Annotated in this window: 19 protein-coding genes; 10 read left to right on the forward strand and 9 right to left on the reverse strand. The window is 68.0% G+C overall.

What is annotated here, in order from left to right:
• Nucleotides 1-137: 137 nt before the first annotated feature.
• Entirely contained in the window at nucleotides 138-383 is a 246-nt protein-coding gene (locus G7A98_RS12395; protein ID WP_224416803.1) for a SlyX family protein, read from the reverse strand.
• 117 nt (nucleotides 384-500) lie between these two features.
• On the opposite strand from G7A98_RS12395, the gene G7A98_RS16820 reads away from it, so the two are divergent.
• Complete coding sequence (locus tag G7A98_RS16820) at nucleotides 501-965, forward strand: cold-shock protein (RefSeq protein WP_163649993.1); 465 nt, start codon at nucleotides 501-503, stop codon at nucleotides 963-965.
• Between the two features lie 58 nt (nucleotides 966-1,023).
• Here the strand turns inward: G7A98_RS16820 and G7A98_RS12405 are convergent, their stop codons facing one another.
• From G7A98_RS12405 to map, 8 genes are all read right to left on the reverse strand, one after another.
• Nucleotides 1,024-1,977, reverse strand: a complete 954-nt coding sequence (locus G7A98_RS12405; RefSeq protein ID WP_163649994.1) for a cation diffusion facilitator family transporter — start codon at nucleotides 1,975-1,977, stop codon at nucleotides 1,024-1,026.
• A 61-nt stretch (nucleotides 1,978-2,038) separates the two neighbouring features.
• Entirely contained in the window at nucleotides 2,039-2,425 is a 387-nt protein-coding gene (locus tag G7A98_RS12410; protein ID WP_163649995.1) for a hypothetical protein, read from the reverse strand.
• Between the two features lie 7 nt (nucleotides 2,426-2,432).
• On the reverse strand, nucleotides 2,433-3,590 hold the full coding sequence (gene dapE, locus G7A98_RS12415) for a succinyl-diaminopimelate desuccinylase (RefSeq protein ID WP_163649996.1): 1,158 nt from the start codon (nucleotides 3,588-3,590) through the stop codon (nucleotides 2,433-2,435).
• A 53-nt stretch (nucleotides 3,591-3,643) separates the two neighbouring features.
• The gene (gene dapD / locus G7A98_RS12420; RefSeq protein WP_163649997.1) at nucleotides 3,644-4,669 is read right to left on the reverse strand and encodes a 2,3,4,5-tetrahydropyridine-2,6-dicarboxylate N-succinyltransferase; all 1,026 of its coding nucleotides are present in this window, start codon (nucleotides 4,667-4,669) and stop codon (nucleotides 3,644-3,646) included.
• 34 nt (nucleotides 4,670-4,703) lie between these two features.
• Nucleotides 4,704-5,051, reverse strand: coding sequence for an arsenate reductase (locus G7A98_RS12425; RefSeq protein WP_163649998.1), 348 nt, complete (start codon nucleotides 5,049-5,051; stop codon nucleotides 4,704-4,706).
• A 16-nt stretch (nucleotides 5,052-5,067) separates the two neighbouring features.
• Nucleotides 5,068-6,267 (reverse strand): succinyldiaminopimelate transaminase, encoded by a 1,200-nt coding sequence (gene dapC / locus G7A98_RS12430; RefSeq protein ID WP_163649999.1) that lies wholly within the window; start codon nucleotides 6,265-6,267, stop codon nucleotides 5,068-5,070.
• Between the two features lie 117 nt (nucleotides 6,268-6,384).
• Nucleotides 6,385-9,060 (reverse strand): [protein-PII] uridylyltransferase, encoded by a 2,676-nt coding sequence (locus tag G7A98_RS12435; RefSeq protein WP_163650000.1) that lies wholly within the window; start codon nucleotides 9,058-9,060, stop codon nucleotides 6,385-6,387.
• A 44-nt stretch (nucleotides 9,061-9,104) separates the two neighbouring features.
• The gene (map, locus tag G7A98_RS12440) at nucleotides 9,105-9,896 is read right to left on the reverse strand and encodes a type I methionyl aminopeptidase (RefSeq protein WP_163650001.1); all 792 of its coding nucleotides are present in this window, start codon (nucleotides 9,894-9,896) and stop codon (nucleotides 9,105-9,107) included.
• Between the two features lie 260 nt (nucleotides 9,897-10,156).
• Between map and rpsB the strand changes: the two genes are divergently transcribed.
• The 9 genes from rpsB (at nucleotide 10,157) to bamA (ending at nucleotide 19,987) form a co-directional block, all read left to right on the forward strand.
• Nucleotides 10,157-10,888 (forward strand): 30S ribosomal protein S2, encoded by a 732-nt coding sequence (gene rpsB / locus G7A98_RS12445; RefSeq protein WP_163650002.1) that lies wholly within the window; start codon nucleotides 10,157-10,159, stop codon nucleotides 10,886-10,888.
• Between the two features lie 176 nt (nucleotides 10,889-11,064).
• The gene (gene tsf / locus G7A98_RS12450; RefSeq protein ID WP_163650003.1) at nucleotides 11,065-11,934 is read left to right on the forward strand and encodes a translation elongation factor Ts; all 870 of its coding nucleotides are present in this window, start codon (nucleotides 11,065-11,067) and stop codon (nucleotides 11,932-11,934) included.
• Between the two features lie 111 nt (nucleotides 11,935-12,045).
• Nucleotides 12,046-12,807, forward strand: coding sequence for a UMP kinase (gene pyrH, locus G7A98_RS12455; RefSeq protein ID WP_163650004.1), 762 nt, complete (start codon nucleotides 12,046-12,048; stop codon nucleotides 12,805-12,807).
• Between the two features lie 4 nt (nucleotides 12,808-12,811).
• A complete protein-coding gene (frr, locus tag G7A98_RS12460) occupies nucleotides 12,812-13,369 on the forward strand; it encodes a ribosome recycling factor (RefSeq protein ID WP_163650005.1) in 558 nt (185 codons plus the stop codon).
• A 55-nt stretch (nucleotides 13,370-13,424) separates the two neighbouring features.
• Nucleotides 13,425-14,168 (forward strand): polyprenyl diphosphate synthase, encoded by a 744-nt coding sequence (uppS, locus tag G7A98_RS12465; protein ID WP_163650006.1) that lies wholly within the window; start codon nucleotides 13,425-13,427, stop codon nucleotides 14,166-14,168.
• Nucleotides 14,161-14,958 carry a phosphatidate cytidylyltransferase gene (locus tag G7A98_RS12470; protein WP_163650007.1) on the forward strand — a complete coding sequence of 266 codons (798 nt, stop codon included), beginning with the start codon at nucleotides 14,161-14,163 and terminating at the stop codon, nucleotides 14,956-14,958. The genes uppS and G7A98_RS12470 overlap by 8 nt, the downstream gene beginning before the upstream one ends.
• 10 nt (nucleotides 14,959-14,968) lie before the next feature.
• Nucleotides 14,969-16,174, forward strand: a complete 1,206-nt coding sequence (gene ispC / locus G7A98_RS12475) for a 1-deoxy-D-xylulose-5-phosphate reductoisomerase (protein ID WP_163650008.1) — start codon at nucleotides 14,969-14,971, stop codon at nucleotides 16,172-16,174.
• A gap of 15 nt (nucleotides 16,175-16,189) precedes the next feature.
• On the forward strand, nucleotides 16,190-17,545 hold the full coding sequence (gene rseP, locus G7A98_RS12480; RefSeq protein ID WP_163650009.1) for an RIP metalloprotease RseP: 1,356 nt from the start codon (nucleotides 16,190-16,192) through the stop codon (nucleotides 17,543-17,545).
• A gap of 108 nt (nucleotides 17,546-17,653) precedes the next feature.
• Nucleotides 17,654-19,987 carry an outer membrane protein assembly factor BamA gene (gene bamA / locus G7A98_RS12485; protein ID WP_205596266.1) on the forward strand — a complete coding sequence of 778 codons (2,334 nt, stop codon included), beginning with the start codon at nucleotides 17,654-17,656 and terminating at the stop codon, nucleotides 19,985-19,987.
• Nucleotides 19,988-19,989 lie beyond the last annotated feature (2 nt).

Here is a 19,989-nt window from a genome sequence, read left to right on the forward strand (position 1 = left end):
GCTTCGGTCTGACAGCCCTTCGGTCGACTCGGGGAGCGCCGCCTGGCGCTCCCCGTTCTTTTTGCGACTTCCCGTCTTGGCCCCCCTTGCCGGGTCTCCCCGCCGTCCAGCGGTGCGTCTGCCGTCTGGCGGCGGCCTCAGTAGTGGGGCGGGCGCTCGTCCGGCGCCCCGAGATCCGGAGCCAGGCTTTCCAGGGCCTGGTGCTGATCGCGCAGGCGCTGCTGCATCAGCGCGTTGATGCGCTCGAGCTGGCTCAGGCGCTGTTCCCGGCGCACGGCGGCGCGATCCAGCGTGTCCAGCCAGTGTTCCTGATAGGCCAGCCGGCTCTCCAGGGCCTCGATTCGCGCCTCCAGGCGGCTGATAAGCGGGTCGTTTTCGATCATGCTAGAATCGCTGCGCTGTGTGTTGCCGTTCATCGCGACACCTTGATTTTTCCTGACATCGCCCGTCGCCTCGGCGACCGGGCCGTTATTGGTTGACAACAAGAGAACCCGAGGTCCATGAATCGAAAGGTATTACTGCGTTGCAGTATCATCAGTCTCCTGCTGGCCGCTCCCGCCCCGCTGCTGATCGCCCTTTTTGCCTCGCTGGCCGACGGCGCCTTGACCGGCGAACTGGAAAAGGCCCTGGAGCTCGATGGTATCGAGCGTATCTACGTGGCCAGCGCCGTGGCGATCTTCGTGATTCTACTGGTGGCGACACTGGCCGTTAACATTCTCACCCCACAGCTGGCCAACCTGGCGGACATCGAGAGCGATGATCGCGAGACCGGGGAGGTCAAGTGGTTCAACGTCAACAAGGGCTACGGCTTCATCACTCGCGAGAACGGCGAGGATGTGTTCGTGCACTTTCGCGCCATCCGCGGCAAGGGGCACCGTACCCTGGCCGAGGGGCAGAAGGTGCGCTATCACGTGGTCCAGAACGAGCGCGGGCTGCAGGCCGACGACGTCACCGTCATCACCTGAAGCCGGTCCGCCGCTTCCCGAAACGCCATCGCCCCGGCCCTTGCCGGGGCGATGGCGTTCAGGCCGGGGCGCTGGCCGGCTCCTCGCCGTGATCCGGGCGTTCGTCCACGTCGGCGCGGGCCTCGGCCTCGACGAACACCCGCTTGACCGTGGGCACCTCGGCCTTGATGTCCCGGTCCAGCGTGGCGATGGCGCGCTCGATGCGCTCGGCGGGCGTGCCGCGCCGGAAACGGATGCTGAGCGTGGCGAGGACGAAGTCCGGCCCCATGTGCATGGTCAGCACCTCGTTGACCGATTCCACGGCATCGGTGTTGCCGGCCAGGTGGCGAATGGCATCGACCACACCGCGATTGGCACTTTCACCGATCAGCAACCCCTTGGTCTCGACCGCCAGCCAGATCGCCGTGCCGCCGAGGATCAGGCCGATAATCACCGAGGCGATGCCATCGAAGATTGGGTTGTGGGTCCACTCGCTCAGCCAGATGCCGCCGAGCGCCACCAGGAGACCGAGCAGGGCGGCGGAGTCCTCGAACACCACCATGAACATGGTCGGGTCCTTGCCACGGCGCACCGCCTGCACATAGCCCCACTTGCCCTTGGTCTTGCGAAAGGCGTTCAGTGCGAAGGCCCAGGACGCCCCCTCGAAGAGAATCCCCAGTCCCAGCACGATGTAGTTGATCAGCGGCGACTGCATCGGCTCGGGGTGAAGGATGTGGTTGATGCCCTCGTAGATCGAGACGCCGGCGCCCACGGCGAAGATCAGCAGCGCGACCACGAAGCTCCAGAAATAGACCTCCTTGCCGTGGCCGAAGGGAAACTGCGCGCTGGGTGGTCGACTGGCGCGCTTCAGGCCCAGCAGCAGCAGGCCCTGGTTGCCGGTGTCGACCACCGAGTGAATGCCTTCGGAGAGCATCGCCGAGCTTCCGGTGAAAGCGGCGGCGACGAACTTGGTGATCGCGATCAGCAGGTTGCCGCCCATGGCGGCATAGATGACCGGCTTGGATTCCGCCATGGCATCGCATCCTTGTCGTCATGGGGAGAGTGGAGAACGGGCAATGTGCCCGCAGCATGGCCTATTGTCCCGAGTCCGGCCAGTCGATGGGGCCCTCGTGGCCGCTCGGGCAGACCTGCCAGAAGCGGTCGGGGTCGTCGCCGGGCTGCCAGCCGCCCAGCGAGCAGCGCACCTCGCAGCCCAGCCGCTGCACGGCCTCCCGGGCGAGATCGATGTCCCGCGGCCAGGGCGTGGCGGCGCTGTCGAGCCACAGGCTGGCGAAGCCGTCGGCCACGCCCTCGACCAGCAGCACCGGGACCGTCTCGCCCGCGCAGTAGCCGCGGCCGCGCCACTTGCGCTTGCCGGCCGGCTGCAGCGGGGCGGCGTCGAGGCGCTCGCCCAGCCAGGCATTGAGGGCCTCGAGGTCGGCACCCGCCAGATAGATTTCGATATCGGGATAGCGTTCCATGGCAGCCTCAGGTGAACAGCCGGACGAGGATCGTCTCGTAGACCCGGCTCAGTGTATCGAGATCCGCCGCGCGCACGCGCTCGTTCACCTTGTGGATGGTGGCGTTGAGCGGGCCGAGTTCCACCACCTGGCAGCCGAGGGTGGCGATGAAGCGCCCGTCCGAGGTGCCGCCGGCGGTGGACAGGGTCGGTGTCAGGCCGGTCACCGACTCGACCCCGGCCACGGTGGCCTCGATGAGCGGGCCGTGGTCGGTGAGGAAGGGCTCGCCGTTGAGCGTCCAGTCGAGGCGGTAGTCGAGCCCGTGGGCGTCGAGGATCGCCTCGGTGCGCTGACGCAGTGTCTCGTGGCTGAGCTCGGTGGAGTAGCGGAAGTTGAACACCACCTCCAGCTCGCCGGGAATCACGTTGGTGGCGCCGGTGCCCGAGCGGATGTTGGAGATCTGGAAGCTGGTCGCCGGGAAGAAGGCATTGCCGTCGTCCCAGTGCTCGCGGCACAGGGCATCGAGCGCCGGGGCCGCCTCGTGGATGGGGTTGCGCGCCATGTGGGGGTAGGCCACGTGCCCCTGCACGCCGTGCACGTGCAGCACGCCGCCCAGCGAGCCCCGCCGGCCGTTCTTGATGGTGTCGCCCAGGCGCTCGCTCGACGAGGGCTCGCCGACGATGCAGTAGTCGAGTCGCTCGTGGGCCTCGCGCAGGTGCTCGACCACCGCGCGGGTGCCGTCGACCGCGGGCCCTTCCTCGTCGGCGGTGATCAGGAAGGCGAGCTGGCCGGGATGATCCGGATGCACCGCGACGAAGCGCTCCACGGCGGTGACCATCGCCGCCAGGCTGCCCTTCATGTCGGCGGCGCCGCGCCCGCACAGCTCGCCGGCGGCATTGATGCACGGCTCGAAGGGCGGGGCGTCCCACTGCGCCGCGGGACCGCTGGGCACCACGTCGGTGTGGCCGGCGAAGGCCAGCACCGGGCCATGATGGCCGCGCACCGCCCAGAAGTTCTCGACCTCGCCGAACGGCAGGCGCTGGACGCGAAAGCCCAGACGCTCGAGGCGCTCGATCATCAGGTCCTGACAGCCGGCGTCGTCGGGGGTGACCGACGGGCGGCGCATCAGTGCCATGGCCAGGTCGAGCGTCGGCGACAGCGACGCGGGGGAGTCGGACGAAGACATGCGGATTCCTGGTAGTCGGCCGGTGGGGCGCCCGCGTGGCGGGCGCCGTCAGCTCAGTTGTGGGCGTGCAGCGCTTCGTTCAGCGCGACGGCACTCTTGTTGGTCAGGCACTCGATGCGCCCGTTGAGCGAGTTGCGACGCAGCAGCAGGTCGTTCTGGTTGGCCAGCTCGCGGGCCGCCACGGTACGCACTTCCTGGCCCTGGTCGTCGAGCACCACGACCTTGGCGCCGGCGGTGAGGTAGAGGCCGGCCTCGACGGTGCAGCGATCCCCCAGCGGGATGCCGATCCCGGCATTGGCGCCGATCAGGCAGCCCTCGCCGACCTTGATCACGATGTTGCCGCCGCCGGAGAGGGTGCCCATGGTCGAGCAGCCGCCGCCCAGGTCCGAGCCCTTGCCGATCATCACCCCGGCGGAGATGCGGCCCTCGACCATGCCCGGGCCTTCGGTGCCGGCGTTGAAGTTGACGAAGCCCTCGTGCATGACCGTGGTGCCCTCGCCGAGGTGGGCGCCGAGGCGCACGCGGGCGGTGTCGCCGATGCGCACGCCCCGGGGCACCACGTAGTCGGTCATCTTGGGGAACTTGTCGACGCAGTCCACCGACAGCACGCGGCCTTCGAGACGGGCCTGGAGACGACGCTCCGGCAGCTCCTCGACGTCGATCGGGCCTTCGCTGGTCCAGGCGGTGTTGCGCAGCAGGCCGAACATGCCGGTGAGGTCGACGCCGTGGGGCTTGACCAGGCGGTGCGAGAGCAGGTGCAGCTTGAGATAGACCTCCGGGACGCTCTGCGGCGGCTGGTCCACCTCCAGGAAGGTGGCGACCAGCGGGCGCCGGCTGGCGGCGAGGCTGGCGGCCAGCTCGGCCTGGTCGGCATGGCCGGCGGCCTTGAGCGCCTCGGCCAGTGCCGCGCAGTGCTCGGGCAGGAAGCTCACTGCGGCGTTGCCGGCCGGGGCGTCGAGCGCCTGGCGGGCGGCCTCGACCAGCGCGGCGTCGGGCTTGAGCAGCGGCGCCGGATAGTAGACGTCCAGCCAGTCGCCTTGGGTGTTCTGATGGCCGATTCCGAGGGCGAAACTCAGCATGTGCAGTCTCCTGAAACGTGGGTGTAGAACAGGTTCAAGTCAGATCGGCGTAGTCGTCGCGTGCTCGGCCGACGATCAGCGTCTCGCCGGTGTCGAGCAGCGGGCGCTTGAGCAGGGTCGGCTGCGCCAGGATCAGGGTGCGGGCGTGGGCGTCGTCGCTGCGTGCGGCCTGGCGGTCGGTGTCATCGAGCCCGCGCCAGGTGGTGCTGCGGGTGTTGAGCAGCGCCTCCAGACCGGCCAGCGCGATGAAGCGGTCCAGTGTGGCGGCGTCGAGCCCATCCTCGCGCAGGTCATGGTAGCCATGGGCGATGCCGCGGGCGTCGAGCGCCTTGCGGGCCTTGCGGCAGGTGTCGCAGCTCTTGATGCCGTAGAGCGTCATCATCGGGCGTGGTGTCCTCTCACTGGCGGCGTTCGATGAAGGCACGCAGGCGCCGGGCGGCCTCGGCCGTGGCGTCGGCCTCGGCGACCAGCGCCAGGCGCAGGCGCCCGGCGCCGGGGTTGCCGCTCACGCCGTCGCGGGACATGTAGCGGCCGGGCAGCACGCTGACGTGTTCCTCGGCGAACAGCTCGCGGGTGAAGGCCTCGTCGTCGCCGCCCGGGACCGCCGGCCACAGGTAGAAGCTCGCCTGTGGCGCGGGGAAGTCCAGCACCGGCGCGAGGATCTCGGTGACGGCAGCGAACGTCTCGCGGTAGGCATCGCGGTTGGCGCGCACGTGGCTCTCGTCGTTCCAGGCGACGATCGAGGCCTTCTGCACCTGCAGCGGCATGGCGCAGCCGTGATAGGTGCGGTAGCGCTTGAAGGGCGCGATCAGCTCGGCGTCGCCGGCGACGAAGCCGGAGCGCAGCCCCGGCAGGTTGGAACGCTTGGACAGCGAATGGAAGACGATGCAGCGCCGGTAGTCGTCGCGGCCCAGCGTCCGGCAGGCCTCGAGCAGCCCCGGCGGTGGTGCGGTCTCGTCCAGGTAGAGCTCCGAGTAGCACTCGTCGGAGGCGATCAGGAAGTCGTGTTCATCGGCCAGCGCGATCAGCCGCTGGAAGTCGGCCAGCGGCGTCACCGCGCCGGTGGGGTTGCCCGGTGAGCAGACGAAGACCAGCTGCACCTCGCGCCAGACCTCGGCCGGCACGGCGTCGAGTTCGGGACGAAAGTCATTGGCGGCGGTGCAGTCGAGATACAGCGGCTCGCCGCCGGCCAGCAGGGTGGCGCCCTCGTAGATCTGGTAGAAGGGGTTGGGCATCGCCACCTTCGCCGGGCGCGAGCGATCGAGGGCGGCCTGGACGAAGGCGAAGATCGCCTCGCGAGTGCCGTTGACCGGCAGCACGTGGCGCTCGGGGTCGAGGCTGCCCGGCGCGAGGCCGAAGCGCCGCGTCGCCCAGCCGGCGAGGGTCTCGCGCAGCTCGGGCAGCCCGGCGGTGGCCGGGTAGCGGGCGACGTCGCCCTCGTGGCGGCGCAGCGCCTCGAGCACCGCCGCGGGCGGCGCGTGCTGGGGTTCGCCGATGGTCAGCGGAATGGGCGACCGATCGGGAGGCGTCACGCCGGCTTTCAGCGCGGCGAGCTTCTCGAAGGGGTAGGGCTTGAGCGCGTCGAGATTGGGGTTCATGGGGTGCCAGCGGCCCGTCGAGCGGGCGAATGTCGTTATGAGTGCCGTGCGGCGCGAAGCCACCGATTATAGGGAAGCCGGGAGACCCCCTCAAATGCTTGGGATTGGCCCGACGCGTCACACGTCGAGGGTCTCGCACAGCCGGCGGCGCAGCTCGGCCTGACGCTCGGGATCGGTGAGCGGCTCGCCGTTCTTGTCGGTGATGAAGAACACGTCCTCGACGCGCTCGCCGAGGGTGGCGATCTTGGCCGCCGACAGCGCGATGTGCTGCTCCATGAAGATCCGCCCCACGCGGGCCAGCAGCCCCGGGCGGTCGGGGGCGATCAGTTCCAGCATGGTCCGGGCGTTGGCGCCGTCGGGCTCGATCAGCACCTGGGTGGGCACACGGAAGTGCTTGAGCTGGCGCGGCGTGTGGCGGTTGACGATCTGCGGGTAGTCGTCCGGGTCGTCGAGTTCCTCGATCAGGTGCTCGCGGATGCGCTCGAGACGGGCGGGCTCACGGATCGGCTCGTTGTTGTCGTCGAGCACGATGAAGGTGTTGAGCGTGCGGTTGTTGCTCGAGGTGGCGATGCGCGCGTCGTGGATCGACAGGTCGAGCTGGTCGAGCGCCGCGGCGGTGGCGGCGAACAGGTCGTCCACCGAGGGGGTGTGGATGAATACCTTGGTGCCGCCCTCGCTGGTGCCCTCGGCCGGCGCGCTGACCAGCACCATGGGCAGCTCGGAGCCGCCGTGGGCGAGGATGCCCTGGGTGTGCCAGGCGATCTCGCTGGGGGCGTACTGCACGAAGTAGTCGTCGCCGAGGGTGTCCCAGAGCGCCTCGACGCGGTCCGCGTCGACGCCCAGGGTGCGCAGCAGGGCCAGGGCCTCGGTGCGCGTCTCGCGGATCCAGTCGTCGCGGTCGATGGGGTTTTCCAGGCCGCGCCGCAGGGCGCGCTTGGTCTCGCTGTGCAGCTGACGCAGCAGGGCGGCGCGCCAACCGTTCCACAGCGAGGGGTTGGTGGCGGTGATGTCGGCGACGGTAAGCACGTAGAGGTAGTCGAGGTGCACCTCGTCGCGCATCTGGCCGGCGAACTCGCGGATCACGTCCGGGTCGGAGATGTCGCGCTTCTGCGCGGTCTTCGACATCAGCAGGTGGTGTTCGACCAGCCAGGCGACCAGGCGGGTGTCGCGGGGCGACAGGCCGTGGCGCTCGGCGAAGTCGGTGACCAGGCCGGCGCCGATGTGCGAATGATCGCCGCCCTGGCCCTTGCCGATGTCGTGGAAGAGCCCGGCGATCCACAGCAGTTCCAGCTTGGGCAGCTGGTGGACCAGGGTGGCCGCGACCGGAAAGTCCTGGCGGCCCTCGGGCTCGCGGAAGCGCTGGATGAAGGTCAGCAGGCGCAGGGTGTGGGCGTCCACCGTGTAGAGGTGGAAGAGGTCGTGCTGCATCAGCCCTACCGCTTGGCCGAACTCGGGCAGGTACTTGCCGAGAATGCCGTAGCGGTTCATGCGCCGCAGCTGGCGGGCCACGTTACCGCCGCTGCGCAGCAGCTCCATGAACAGGCTCTGGTGGCGCAGGTCGTCGCGGAAGCCCTCGTCGATCAGGTGACGGTGATCGCGGATCAGGCGGATGGTCGTGGCGCGCACGCCCTCGATCTCGGGATGCTGGGCCATCAGCAGGAACAGCTCGAGCAGCGCCCCGGGGCGGCGCAGGAAGACGCGGGGATGGCGCGCCTGGATATAGCCGCCCTTGACCTCGAAGCGGGCATTGAGCGGCCGGGTCTCGAGCACCTCGTCGGCGCGCAGGATCATCTCGTCGAAATGCTGCAGCAGCATGTCGTTGAGACCGGCCAGGGCGGTGACGTGACGGTAGTAGCGCTTCATGAACTGCTCGACGCCCAGCCGCCCCGGCGAGTCGTGGTAGCCGAACAGCTCGGCGATGGCCCGCTGGTGGTCGAACAGCAGGCGGTCCTCGGCGCGCCCGGTAAGCATGTGCAACGCGTAGCGAACCTGCCACAGGAAGGCCTGGCCCTGGCTGAGGATGCGCAGCTCGGCATCGTTCATGAAGCCCTGGGCGACCACCTCCTCGTAGCGCAGCGGGCCGAAGTAGCGCTTGGCAACCCAGCCGATCATCTGGATGTCGCGGAGCCCGCCGGGCGAGCTCTTGAGGTTGGGCTCGAGCTGGTATTCGGAGTTGTTGTGCTTGTAGTGACGGGCGATCTGCTCCTGCCACTTGGCCTCGAAGAACTGATCCGGCGGCCACATGTGCGCGCTCGACAGGCGTTCGCCCATTGCCGTGCGCAGCCGCTCGGGGCCGGCCAGGGTGCGCGTCTCGAGCAGGTTGGTGATCACCGTGACATCGTTGCGGGCCTCGCGTTCGCAGTCAGCCAGCGAGCGCACGCTGTGCCCGATCTCCAGGCCGATGTCCCAGAGGAAGGTGATGAAGGCGGTCAGCGGTTCACGGTAGGGGGTGTCGTCGTCGCGCTCGAGCAGCAGCAGCAGGTCGATGTCGGAGTGTGGATGCAGCTCGCCGCGGCCGTAGCCGCCCACCGCCAGCAGGGCCACGCCGTCGTCGGGCCAGGCGTGGCGCTCCCAGGCGATGGCCAGCAGCCGGTCCAGGCACCAGGCGCGCCCGTGGACCAGATCGCGGATGTCGGCGCCGGCCCGGAAGCGGGCGTCCAGGCGCTCCTGGATCTCGCGCAGCGCCTGCTTGTAGACCGGAATCGGCGAGCGGCTGGTGTCGAGCGCGGCGCAGAACGCCGTGGCGTCGAACAGCGTCTCGTCCGGAACGAAGCGGTAGTGGTGCAGCAGCATGCGCGATGGCTCTCCGAAGCTGGCGGCGCGGCGCGTGTGGCGGGTCAGCCCTGAAGGAAGGAGAGGTCTTCCTCGGGGCGGGCGGTCAGCACCTCGACGCCGGTGGCGGTGACCGCCAGGGTATGCTCCCACTGCGCGGAGAGGCTCTTGTCGCGGGTCACCGCCGTCCAGCCGTCGCGCAGCACCTTGGTGCGGTAGCCGCCGGCGTTGATCATCGGCTCGATGGTGAAGCACATGCCCTCGGCCAGCGCGATGTCGGCCTCGGGGGCATAGCCGTCGTAGTGCAGCACCTGCGGTTCCTCGTGGAAGACATCGCCGATGCCGTGGCCGCAGAAGTCGCGGACCACCGAGTAGCCATTGGCCTCGGCATGCTGCTGGATGACGCGACCGATCTCGGAGAGCCGGGTACCGGGGCGCACCAGTGCCATGGCCTTGTAAAGGCATTCCTGGGTGACGCGGCACAGCCGCTCGCCCTGGATGCTCTCGCCGATCACGTACATCTTGCTGGAATCGCCGTGGTAGCCGTCGGCGGTCTTGACGGTGATGTCGACATTCATGATGTCGCCCTTCTTGAGGGTCTTGCCGTCGTCGGGGATGCCGTGGCACACCACATGGTTGATCGAGGTGCAGATCGACTTGGGAAAGCCGTGGTAGTTGAGCGGGGCGGGCACCGAGCCCAGCTCGTTGACGATGAAGTCGTGGCACAGGCGGTCGAGCTCGCCGGTGCTGACGCCGGCACGCACGTGCTGGTCGAGCAGCGCGAAGACGGCGACGGCCTGCCGGCCGGCCTCGCGCATCTTGATGATTTCGTCGGGAGTCTTGATGGGAGCGTTCATGGGGTCTCGAATCGGGAGCGTGGGAAGCCCGCGCGGCGCGGGGCATCGGCTTCATTCTGGCATCATTCTATGGTATAAAGCCGCGCGCTTGACTGCAATCCGCCCGCCGGCGGGCGGCGGCAAGCGGCAAGTCCATCAACTGCCTGAAAACACACATGTACCGTCACATGGTCCCGGGTGCCGAGGTCGACGCCGATGCGTGCCGCGGTCGGATCCATGGGGTACATGGAGGCCTAACCCGATTCATCAGGAGACATCCCATGGCGCAAGTCAACATGCGCGACCTGCTCAAGGCGGGCGCCCACTTCGGCCACCAGACCAAGTACTGGAACCCGAAGATGAGCAAGTTCATCTTCGGTGCGCGCAACAAGATCCACATCATCAACCTCGAGCACACCCTGCCGGCGCTGAACGATGCCATCGGCGTGGTCGAGAAGATGGCGGCCGCCAACAACAAGATCCTGTTCGTCGGCACCAAGCGTGCCGCCAGCAAGATCATCAAGGAAGAGGCCACCCGCGCCGGTCAGCCGTTCGTCAACCACCGCTGGCTCGGCGGCATGCTGACCAACTACAAGACCATCCGGGTCTCGATCAAGCGCCTGCGCGAGCTCGAGTCGATGCGCGAGGACGGCACCTTCGAGAAGCTGACCAAGAAGGAAGTCCTGATGGCCACCCGCGAGCAGGACAAGCTCGAGCGGTCCATCGGCGGCATCAAGGACATGGGCGGCCTGCCGGATGCGCTGTTCGTGGTCGACGTCGACCATGAGCGGATTGCCATCAACGAAGCCAACAAGCTGGGCATCCCGGTCATCGGTGTGGTCGACACCAACTCCGACCCGGACGGCGTCGACTACGTCATCCCGGGCAACGACGACTCCATCCGCGCCATCCAGATCTATGTCCAGGCGATCGCCGACGCCTGCGCCAAGGCGAAGGAAGGCCGTCCCGACGAGTTCGTCGAGGTGACCGAGAACAACGAAGTCGCCGAGTGATCGCGACGCGCCTATTCTGACTGTCATGTCGGCCGGCCAGACTGGCCATGCGGGCAGTCAGGGCGCGCGAAGGGGGCCTCGGCCCCCTTCGTTGCGCCGCAGCCAGGCGTTTCGTTCCCGGCAGAGCTTCTGCCTTTCGTATTATCCGACGTCGAATTTTTCAGAGGTTTACCACCATGGCAGCTATCAGCGCATCTCTGGTCAAGGAACTGCGTGAGCGCACCGGGCTCGGCATGATGGAGTGCAAGAAGGCACTCTCCGAGGCGGACGGTGACATCGAGCAGGCCATCGAGAACCTGCGCAAGAACTCCGGTCTCAAGGCCGCCAAGAAGGCCGGCCGCACCGCCGCCGAAGGCGCGGTCATCACCCGTGTCGCCGAGGACGGCAGCTACGGCGTGATGCTCGAGGTCAACTCCGAGACCGACTTCGTGGCCCGTGACGACAACTTCCGCGCCTTCGCCGAGCGCGTGGTCGGCAAGGTCTTCGAGAGCAAGAGCGAAGACGTCGCCGCCCTGATGGAAGGCGAGCTCGAGGAAGCCCGCGAGCAGCTGGTCCAGAAGATCGGCGAGAACATCAGCGTGCGTCGTGCGGTGGTCGTCGAGGCCCCGGCCGACGGCGTGGTCGGTGCCTACGTCCACGGCAGCCGCATCGGCGTGCTGACCGTCCTCAAGGGCGGCAACGCCGAGGCGGCCAAGGACGTCGCGATGCACGTCGCGGCGATCAACCCGGTCGTGGCCCATCCCGAGGACATGCCGCAGGAAGAGCTCGACAAGGAAAAGGCGATCATCCTGGCCCAGCCGGACATGGCCGGCAAGCCGGAGAACATCGCCGAGAAGATGGTCCAGGGCCGTCTCAAGAAGTACCTGGCCGAGAACAGCCTGACCGAGCAGCCCTTCGTCAAGGACCCCAACGTCACCGTGGCCGACTATGCCAAGTCGCAGGGTGGCGAGGTGGTCGGCTTCACCCGTTTCGAGGTGGGCGAGGGCATCGAGAAGGAAGAAGTCGACTTCGCCAAGGAAGTGATGGAACAGGCTCGCCGTAGCTGAGGTCCTAGCTTCTGGTTGTCGCATGGCGTGCGCCCAGGCGCACGCCATCGTGTATCCGGCCGGTGGATGTCACCGGCAAGCCACATCCCGCCGTTACCAGGAGATTCCCGCATGCCTGTCATTTCCGACCGCAATACGCCGTCACCGGAACGCAACAAGAAGTCGAAGTACAAGCGTATCCTGCTCAAGCTCTCCGGCGAGGCACTGATGGGCGACGGCGAGTTCGGCATCGACCCCAAGGTGCTCGACCGCATGGCGCTGGAGATCGGCCAGCTGGTCGGCATCGGCGTTCAGGTCGGCATGGTGATCGGCGGCGGCAACCTGTTCCGCGGCGCGGCCCTGCACGCCGCCGGCATGGAGCGCGTGACCGGTGACCACATGGGCATGCTCGCCACGGTGATGAACGCCCTGGCGATGCGCGACGCCCTGGAACGCTCCAACATCCGTTCGCGGGTGATGTCGGCGATTCCCATGAGCGGCGTGGTCGAGCATTATGATCGGCGTACGGCGATCCGTTATCTGACCTCGGGCGACGTGGTGATCTTCTCCGCCGGTACCGGGAACCCGTTCTTCACCACCGATTCCGCGGCCTGCCTGCGCGGTATCGAGATCGATGCCGACGTGGTGGTCAAGGCCACCAAGGTCGACGGGGTCTACGACAAGGACCCGGTGCTGCATCCCGATGCCGTCAAGTACGAGCGCCTGGGTTATGACGAGGCCCTCGACCGCAAGCTGGGCGTGATGGATTTGACCGCCATCTGCCTGGTACGGGACCATGACATGCCGGTCCGCGTGTTCGACATGACCAAGCCCGGAGCGTTGCTCAACCTGGTCGTGGGTGGTAAGGAAGGAACGCTGATAGACAGAGGTTGAAACCGTGATCAACGAGATCAAGCAGGATGCGGAAACCCGCATGAAGAAGAGCCTGGAATCGCTGCAGGCCCACTTCCACAAGATTCGTACCGGGCGCGCCCACCCGAGCATCCTGGACGCGGTGACCGTGGAGTACTACGGCTCGCAGATGCCGATCAATCAGGTGGCCAACGTCAACGTCGAGGATGCCCGGACACTCGCCGTGGTGCCCTGGGAAAAGAGCATGGTGCCCAAGGTCGAGAAGGCGATCATGACCGCCGACCTGGGCCTCAATCCGGCCACGGCCGGCACGGTGATCCGCGTGCCGATGCCGCCGCTGACCGAGGAGACGCGCCGCAACTACATCAAGCAGGCGCGCGGCGAGGCCGAAACCGCCCGCGTGGCGGTGCGCAACGTGCGGCGCGATGCCAATGCCGACATCAAGGCGCTGCTCAAGGAAAAGGAAATCACCGAGGATGAAGAGCACCAGGGCGAGGACGCCATCCAGAAGCTGACCGACAAGTACGTCGCCGAGATCGACAAGCTGCTGGAAACCAAGGAACACGACCTGCTGCAGGTGTGAGCCGTGCCCGGGCGGCGTGCCGCCCGGGAGCCCCTTTCCTCCCGCGTGAGAGACCATGAGTTCACCGCAGTCATCCAACCTGCCGCGCCACGTGGCGATCATCATGGACGGCAACAACCGCTGGGCACGCGCGCGGGGCCTGTCCGGCGTGCGCGGGCACCGGGCCGGTGTCGAGTCGGTCCGGGCGGTGATCCGGCGCGCGGCCGAGCGCGGCGTCGAGACGCTGACCCTGTTTGCCTTCTCCAGCGAGAACTGGAAGCGTCCGCCCGCCGAGGTGCGGGCGCTGATGGAGCTGTTCCTGCGGGTACTCAAGCGCGAGGTCGGCAAGCTGCACGAGCATGGCATCCGGTTGAGCGTGATCGGCGAGCGGGAGCGCTTCTCGAACACCATCCAGCAGTACATCGCCCGGGCCGAGTCGCTGACCCGCGACAATCAGGGGTTGCACCTGATCATCGCCGCCAACTACGGCGGGCAGCGCGACATCGCCCTGGCCGCGCGACGGCTGGCCGAACGCGTCGAGGCCGGCGAGCTCAAGGCCGAGGCGATCGACGAGCACGCGCTCGACGAGGAGATCGGCCGGGTCAGTGCACCGCCGGTCGACCTGTGCATTCGCACCAGCGGCGAGCAGCGCATCTCCAACTTCCTGCTCTGGCAGCTGGCCTACGCCGAGCTTTTCTTCTCGCCGTGTCTGTGGCCCGACTTCGGGGGTGATGCCTTCGACGAGGCGCTCGATGATTTCGCGCATCGCCAGCGGCGCTTCGGCATGACCCAGGAACAGATCGAGGCACAGGGTGCTTAAGCAACGGATCCTTACCGCCGTCATTCTCGCGCCGCTGATGCTGGCCGGCCTGTTCGGCCTCTCCGGCACGCCCTTCGCGCTGTTCACCGGCGCCGTCGTGCTGCTCGCCGGCTGGGAATGGGCCAACCTCTCCGGCCTCGCCGCCCCGCTGGGGCGGCTGGTTTATCTGGTGGTGATCGCCGTGCTGATGCTGGCCGGCTGGCAGACCGGTGCGGTGGCGGCGGCCTGGCCGCTGTGGCTGGCGCTCGGCGGCTGGCTGCTGAGCTTCTACTGGGTGGCCGGCTACCCCGAGCGGGGCTGGCAGTGGCGCTCGTCGCCGGCCCGGCTGCTGACCGGGCTCTGGGTGCTGGTGCCCTGCTGGGCGGGGCTCGTGCAGCTGCGCGCCAGCGGTGCCGAGTGGCTGCTCTACGTGCTGCTGCTGGTGTGGCTGGCGGACATCGGTGCCTACTTCGCCGGACGGCGCTTCGGTCGCCACAAGCTGGCGCCGCGGGTCAGCCCCGGCAAGTCGTGGGAGGGCGTCTACGGCGGCATGGCGGTGACCGTGCTGCTGGCGCTGGGCTACGCGCTGGGTCTGGGGCTGCCGTTCGGCGAGAGCCTGTGGCTGCTGCTGATCACCCTGGTGGTGACCCTGGCCTCGGTGCTTGGCGACCTGCTCGAGAGCCTGTTCAAGCGCTGGCGGGGCATCAAGGATTCCGGACGGCTGCTGCCGGGCCATGGCGGCATTCTTGATCGCATCGACAGCCTCACCGCGGCGGTGCCGCTGTTCGCGCTGCTCAAGCTCTGGCAGTGAGGAGGCCCTGATGACTGCACCTTCCCCCGGCCGCACCGCGCAGCGCGTCACCGTGCTGGGCGCCACGGGCTCCATCGGTACCAGCACCCTGGACGTCATCGCCCGGCATCCCGAACGCTATCGCATTCACGCCCTGACTGCCGGCACCCGGCGCGAGGCACTCTACGCGCAGTGCCGGGTGCATCGCCCGGACGTGGCGGTCCTCTCGCGCGAGACCGATGCAGCCTGGCTGCGCGAGCGCCTGGCTGCGGCGGATATCGCCACCGAGGTGCGTGCCGGCGAGGCGGCGCTGGTCGAGGTGGCCGAGGCCGGCGAGGTCGATGTGGTGATGGCGGCCATCGTCGGCGCCGCGGGCCTGCTGCCGACCCTGGCGGCGGTGCGCGCCGGCAAGCGCGTGCTGCTGGCCAACAAGGAAGCGCTGGTGATGTCCGGGGCGCTGTTCATGGACGCGGTGGCGCGCCACCAGGCCGTGCTGTTGCCCATCGACTCCGAGCACAATGCCATCTATCAGTGCCTGCCTCCCGCGCGCGCCGGCGGCCTGGCCGCATCCGGCGTGACCCAGCTGCTGCTGACCGCCTCGGGCGGGCCGTTCCGTGGCTGGACGCCGGAGGCGCTGGCCGGTGTCACGCCCGAGCAGGCCTGTGCCCACCCCAACTGGTCGATGGGCCGCAAGATTTCCGTGGACAGTGCCACACTGATGAACAAGGGGCTCGAGCTGATCGAGGCGTGCTGGCTGTTCGCCGCGCGTCCCGAGCAGGTTCAGGTGGTGGTGCATCCGCAGAGCGTGGTGCACTCCATGGCCGCCTACAGCGACGGTTCGGTGATCGCCCAGCTGGGCAACCCCGACATGCGCACGCCGATCGCCTACGGCCTCGCCTGGCCGGAGCGCATCGCGGCCGGTGTCGAGCCGCTCGACCTGTTCCAGGTGGCCCGGCTCGACTTCGAGCCGGCCGACGAGCGGGCCTTCCCCTGCCTGCGCCTGGCGCGCGAGGCGATGCGCGCGGGCGGTACGGCGCCGGCGGTGCTCAACGCTGCCAACGAGGTGGCGGTGGCCGCGTTTCTGGAAGGGCAGCTGGGCTTCACGGCCATCGCCGAGGTGGTCGAGACGGTGCTCGAGGCTTGCCCGGCGGTGCCCGCTGATAGCCTGGAGCAGGTTCTCGCCGAGGACGCCCGTGCCCGGCGGCTGGCCGACCAGCGATTGTCGCTGTTGCGTTGATCGAGGAGGGACGAGATGGACGCGATTCAGAACATCCTGGCGGCCGTCGTGGTGCTGGGGCTGTTGATCACCTTCCACGAATTCGGCCATTTCTGGGTCGCGCGTCGTTGCGGCGTCAAGGTGCTGCGCTTCTCGGTGGGCTTCGGCAAGCCGCTGTGGTCGCGTTTCGACCGCCACGGCACCGAGTACGCCATCGCCGCGATCCCGCTGGGCGGCTACGTCAAGATGCTCGACGAGCGCGAGGGCGAGGTGCCCTCCGAGGAGTTGCCGCGTGCCTTCAATCGGCAGTCGGTCGGCAAGCGCATCGCCATCGTCGCCGCCGGGCCGCTGGCCAACTTCCTGCTCGCCCTGGTGGTCTACTGGGCCCTGTTTGTGGCCGGCACCACCGCGGTGGCGCCGGTGGTCGGCACGGTGGCGCCCGACTCGCCGGCGGCGCGAGGCGGGCTGGCGGCGGGTCAGGAGATCGTCGCCGTGCAAGGCGAGGACACGCCGACCTGGGAGGCCGTCAACCTGCGCCTGCTGTCGGCCATCGGCACTCGCCAGCCGCTGCACATCGAGACCCGCGACGCCGATCAGGGCGGTTCCGCCCAGCGCCATTCGGTGCCGGTCGATCGCTGGCTGGTCGGGCAGGATCCGCCGCAGCCGCTGGAAACCCTGGGGGTCACTCCCTGGCGGCCGGCGACGCCCGCGGTGCTGGGCAAGGTGCTCGATGACGGGGCGGCGGCCGGCGCCGGGCTGGCCTCCGGGGATCGCATCGTCGCGGTCGACGGACGCGCCATCGACGGCTGGACGGCCTTCGTCGAGGCGGTGCGGGCGCATCCCGGGCAGGCCATGACCCTGACGGTGGCCCGCGACGGGCAGACACGGGAGGTATCGCTGACCCCGGCGGTCCACGAGCAGGACGGGGAGCGCATCGGCTACATCGGCGCCGGTGTGGCACCGGTGTCCTGGCCCGACGCCTATCGTCGCGAGATTCGCTACGGGCCGCTGGCGGCGGTGGGGCAGGCCGTGTCGCGCACCACGGAAATGACCGTGCTGACCCTGGACTCGATCCGCAAGATGCTGCTGGGGCTGATCTCGCCGAGCAACCTGTCGGGGCCGATCACCATCGCCCGCATCGCCGGCGACACGGCCCGCAGCGGTCTGGAGAGCTTCGTGTCCTTCATGGCCTACCTGTCGATCAGTCTCGGGGTGCTCAACCTGCTGCCGATCCCGGTCCTCGACGGCGGCCATCTGCTCTATTACCTCATCGAGGCGGCGCGCGGCCGCCCGGTCTCGGAAGCCGCCCAGGCGGCGGGGCTGCGAATCGGCATGGCGCTGGTCGGCACCCTGATGCTGATGGCGCTGTACTTCGATCTGATGCGGCTGTAGCGTTGGCCGGCGCTGGCGCGCGGCGCGCCAGCCTTGTCAGTGGGCCGAGTAAATGTATAAGGTGCCTGTTCAGCGAGCTGGCGGAAACAACTCGAGCGAAGCGACTGCATGAAACTCAAGACCCTTGGATTGGCGGCACTGCTGCTGTGCGGCACCCCGACGGCCTTCGCGGCCCCCTTCACGGTTTCCGACATTCGCGTGGAGGGCCTGCAGCGCGTCTCCGCCGCGTCGGTCTTCAACGCCTTTCCGGTTTCCGCCAGCGAGCGCGTCGACGACCGGGAGCTGGCCGACGCCGCCAAGAAGCTGTTCGACACCGGTCTGTTCGAGGACGTGCGCCTGGCACGCGACGGTGATGTGCTGGTCATCCACGTCGTCGAGCGGCCGTCGATCGCCGGCATCGACATCGAGGGCAACTCGCAGATTTCCGACGACGATCTCCGCAAGGGGATGAAGGATGCCGGCCTGGCCGAGGGCCAGGTGCTGCAGCGGGCCACCCTCGAGGACGTGCAGCGCCAGCTCGAGCAGCTCTATCATGCCCAGGGGCGTTACAGCGCCCGCATCGAGACCTCGGTGGAGCCCATGGAGCGCAACCGGGTCAAGGTGAACATCAAGGTCAACGAGGGCGCCGTCGCCAAGATCCGCCAGATCAACATCGTCGGCAACCAGGCCTTTTCCGACGACACCCTGCGCGGCCTGCTGCAGCTCGAGGACCGCCCCGGCTGGTTCTTCGGCTGGTTCTCCGACGACGAGTATTCCCGCGAGAAGCTGTCCGGGGACCTCGAGACCCTGCGCTCCTGGTATCTCGATCGCGGCTACGTGAACTTCGCCATCGACTCCACGCAGGTGGCGATCAGCCCCGACAAGTCGAAGATCTTCGTGACCATCAACGTCAACGAAGGCAAGCGCTATCGCATCGACCGGATCAAGTTCGCCGGCGATCTCAAGATCAGCGAGTCGCAGGCCCGCAAGCTCATCACCGCCAGGTCCGGGGAAATCTATTCGCGCAGCACCCTGACCGATTCCGCCGAGGCGCTGCGCCAGAAGCTCGGTGCCGAGGGCTTCGCCTTCGCCAATGTGGAGAGCGTGCCCGAGGTCGACGAGAACGGCGACACCGTCGACGTGACCTTCATGGTCGAGCCGGGGCGGCGTGCCTATGTGCGGCGCATCAACTTCGAGGGCAACACCACCACCCAGGACGAGGTGCTGCGCCGCGAGATGACCCAGATGGAGGGCGCGCCGGCCTCCACCGACAAGATCAGCCAGTCCAAGCAGCGCCTCGAGCGGCTGGGCTTCTTCAAGCAGGTCGACGTCGAGACACGCCCGGTGCCGGGCGAGCCCGATCAGGTCGATGTCACCTACAACGTCGAGGAGCAGCCTTCCGGCTCGATCTCGGCGAGCGTCGGCTTCTCGCAGACCGCCGGGGTGATCTACGGTGCCTCGCTGTCGCAGAAGAACTTCCTGGGCACCGGTAACCGGGTGAACATCGGCGCCCAGCGCAGCGACACCTACACCAAGCTCAACTTCGGCTATACCGACCCCTACTGGACGCTGGACGGCATCTCCCGCGGCTTCAACGTCTTCTATCGCAAGACCGACTACAAGAATTCCGACATCTCGACCTACTCGACCGATGCCTACGGCGGCAACATCAACTTCGGCTATCCGGTCAACGACATCACGCGGCTGAACTTCGGCGTGGGTCTCGAGAACCTGAGCATCAATACCTACAGCGACACGCCGGCCGAGATCATCGAGTACGTCGATGGCCAGGGCAAGGATGCGATTGCCTACAAGCTGACCGCCAGCTGGACGCGCAACAACCTCGACCGTGGCATCCTGCCCACCGACGGCAGCTACCAGCGCCTGTCGCTGGAAACCGCCGTGCCCGGCTCCGACGCCCAGTACTACAAGCTGCGCTATCGCGGCCAGAAGCTCTTCGAGCTCTCGACCGACTGGTCGCTCAAGTTCTCGTCGACGTTCGGCTATGCGGATACCGTCGGCAACGACCCCTACCCGTTCTACGAGAACTTCTACGCCGGCGGGCTGGGCTCGGTGCGCGGCTTCTCCGGCAACACCCTGGGGCCGAAGACCACGCGGCGGGGCACCGGCAACAACGACACCCTGGGCGGCAACGTGCTGGTCGAGGGCTCGGCCGAGCTGATCTACCCGTTCCCGTTCGTCGAGGACCATCGCACCCTGCAGACCAGCGTGTTCCTTGATGCCGGCAACACCTACCTCACCGACTGCTACGATGTGCCGTCCGGCTACAGCTCCAGCTGCGAAAGCGGCGTGCAGCTCGACCAGCTGCGCTACAGCGCCGGTCTGGGGCTGTCGTGGCTGACCCCGGTGGGGCCGCTGACCTTCAGCATCGCCCAGCCGCTCAACGACAAGTCGGGCGACGACACTCAGGTCTTCCAATTCTCCCTCGGCCAGACCTTCTGAGG

This window comes from Modicisalibacter sp. 'Wilcox', assembly GCF_010993675.1.
In the GTDB taxonomy this organism is placed as follows: domain Bacteria; phylum Pseudomonadota; class Gammaproteobacteria; order Pseudomonadales; family Halomonadaceae; genus Modicisalibacter; species Modicisalibacter tunisiensis.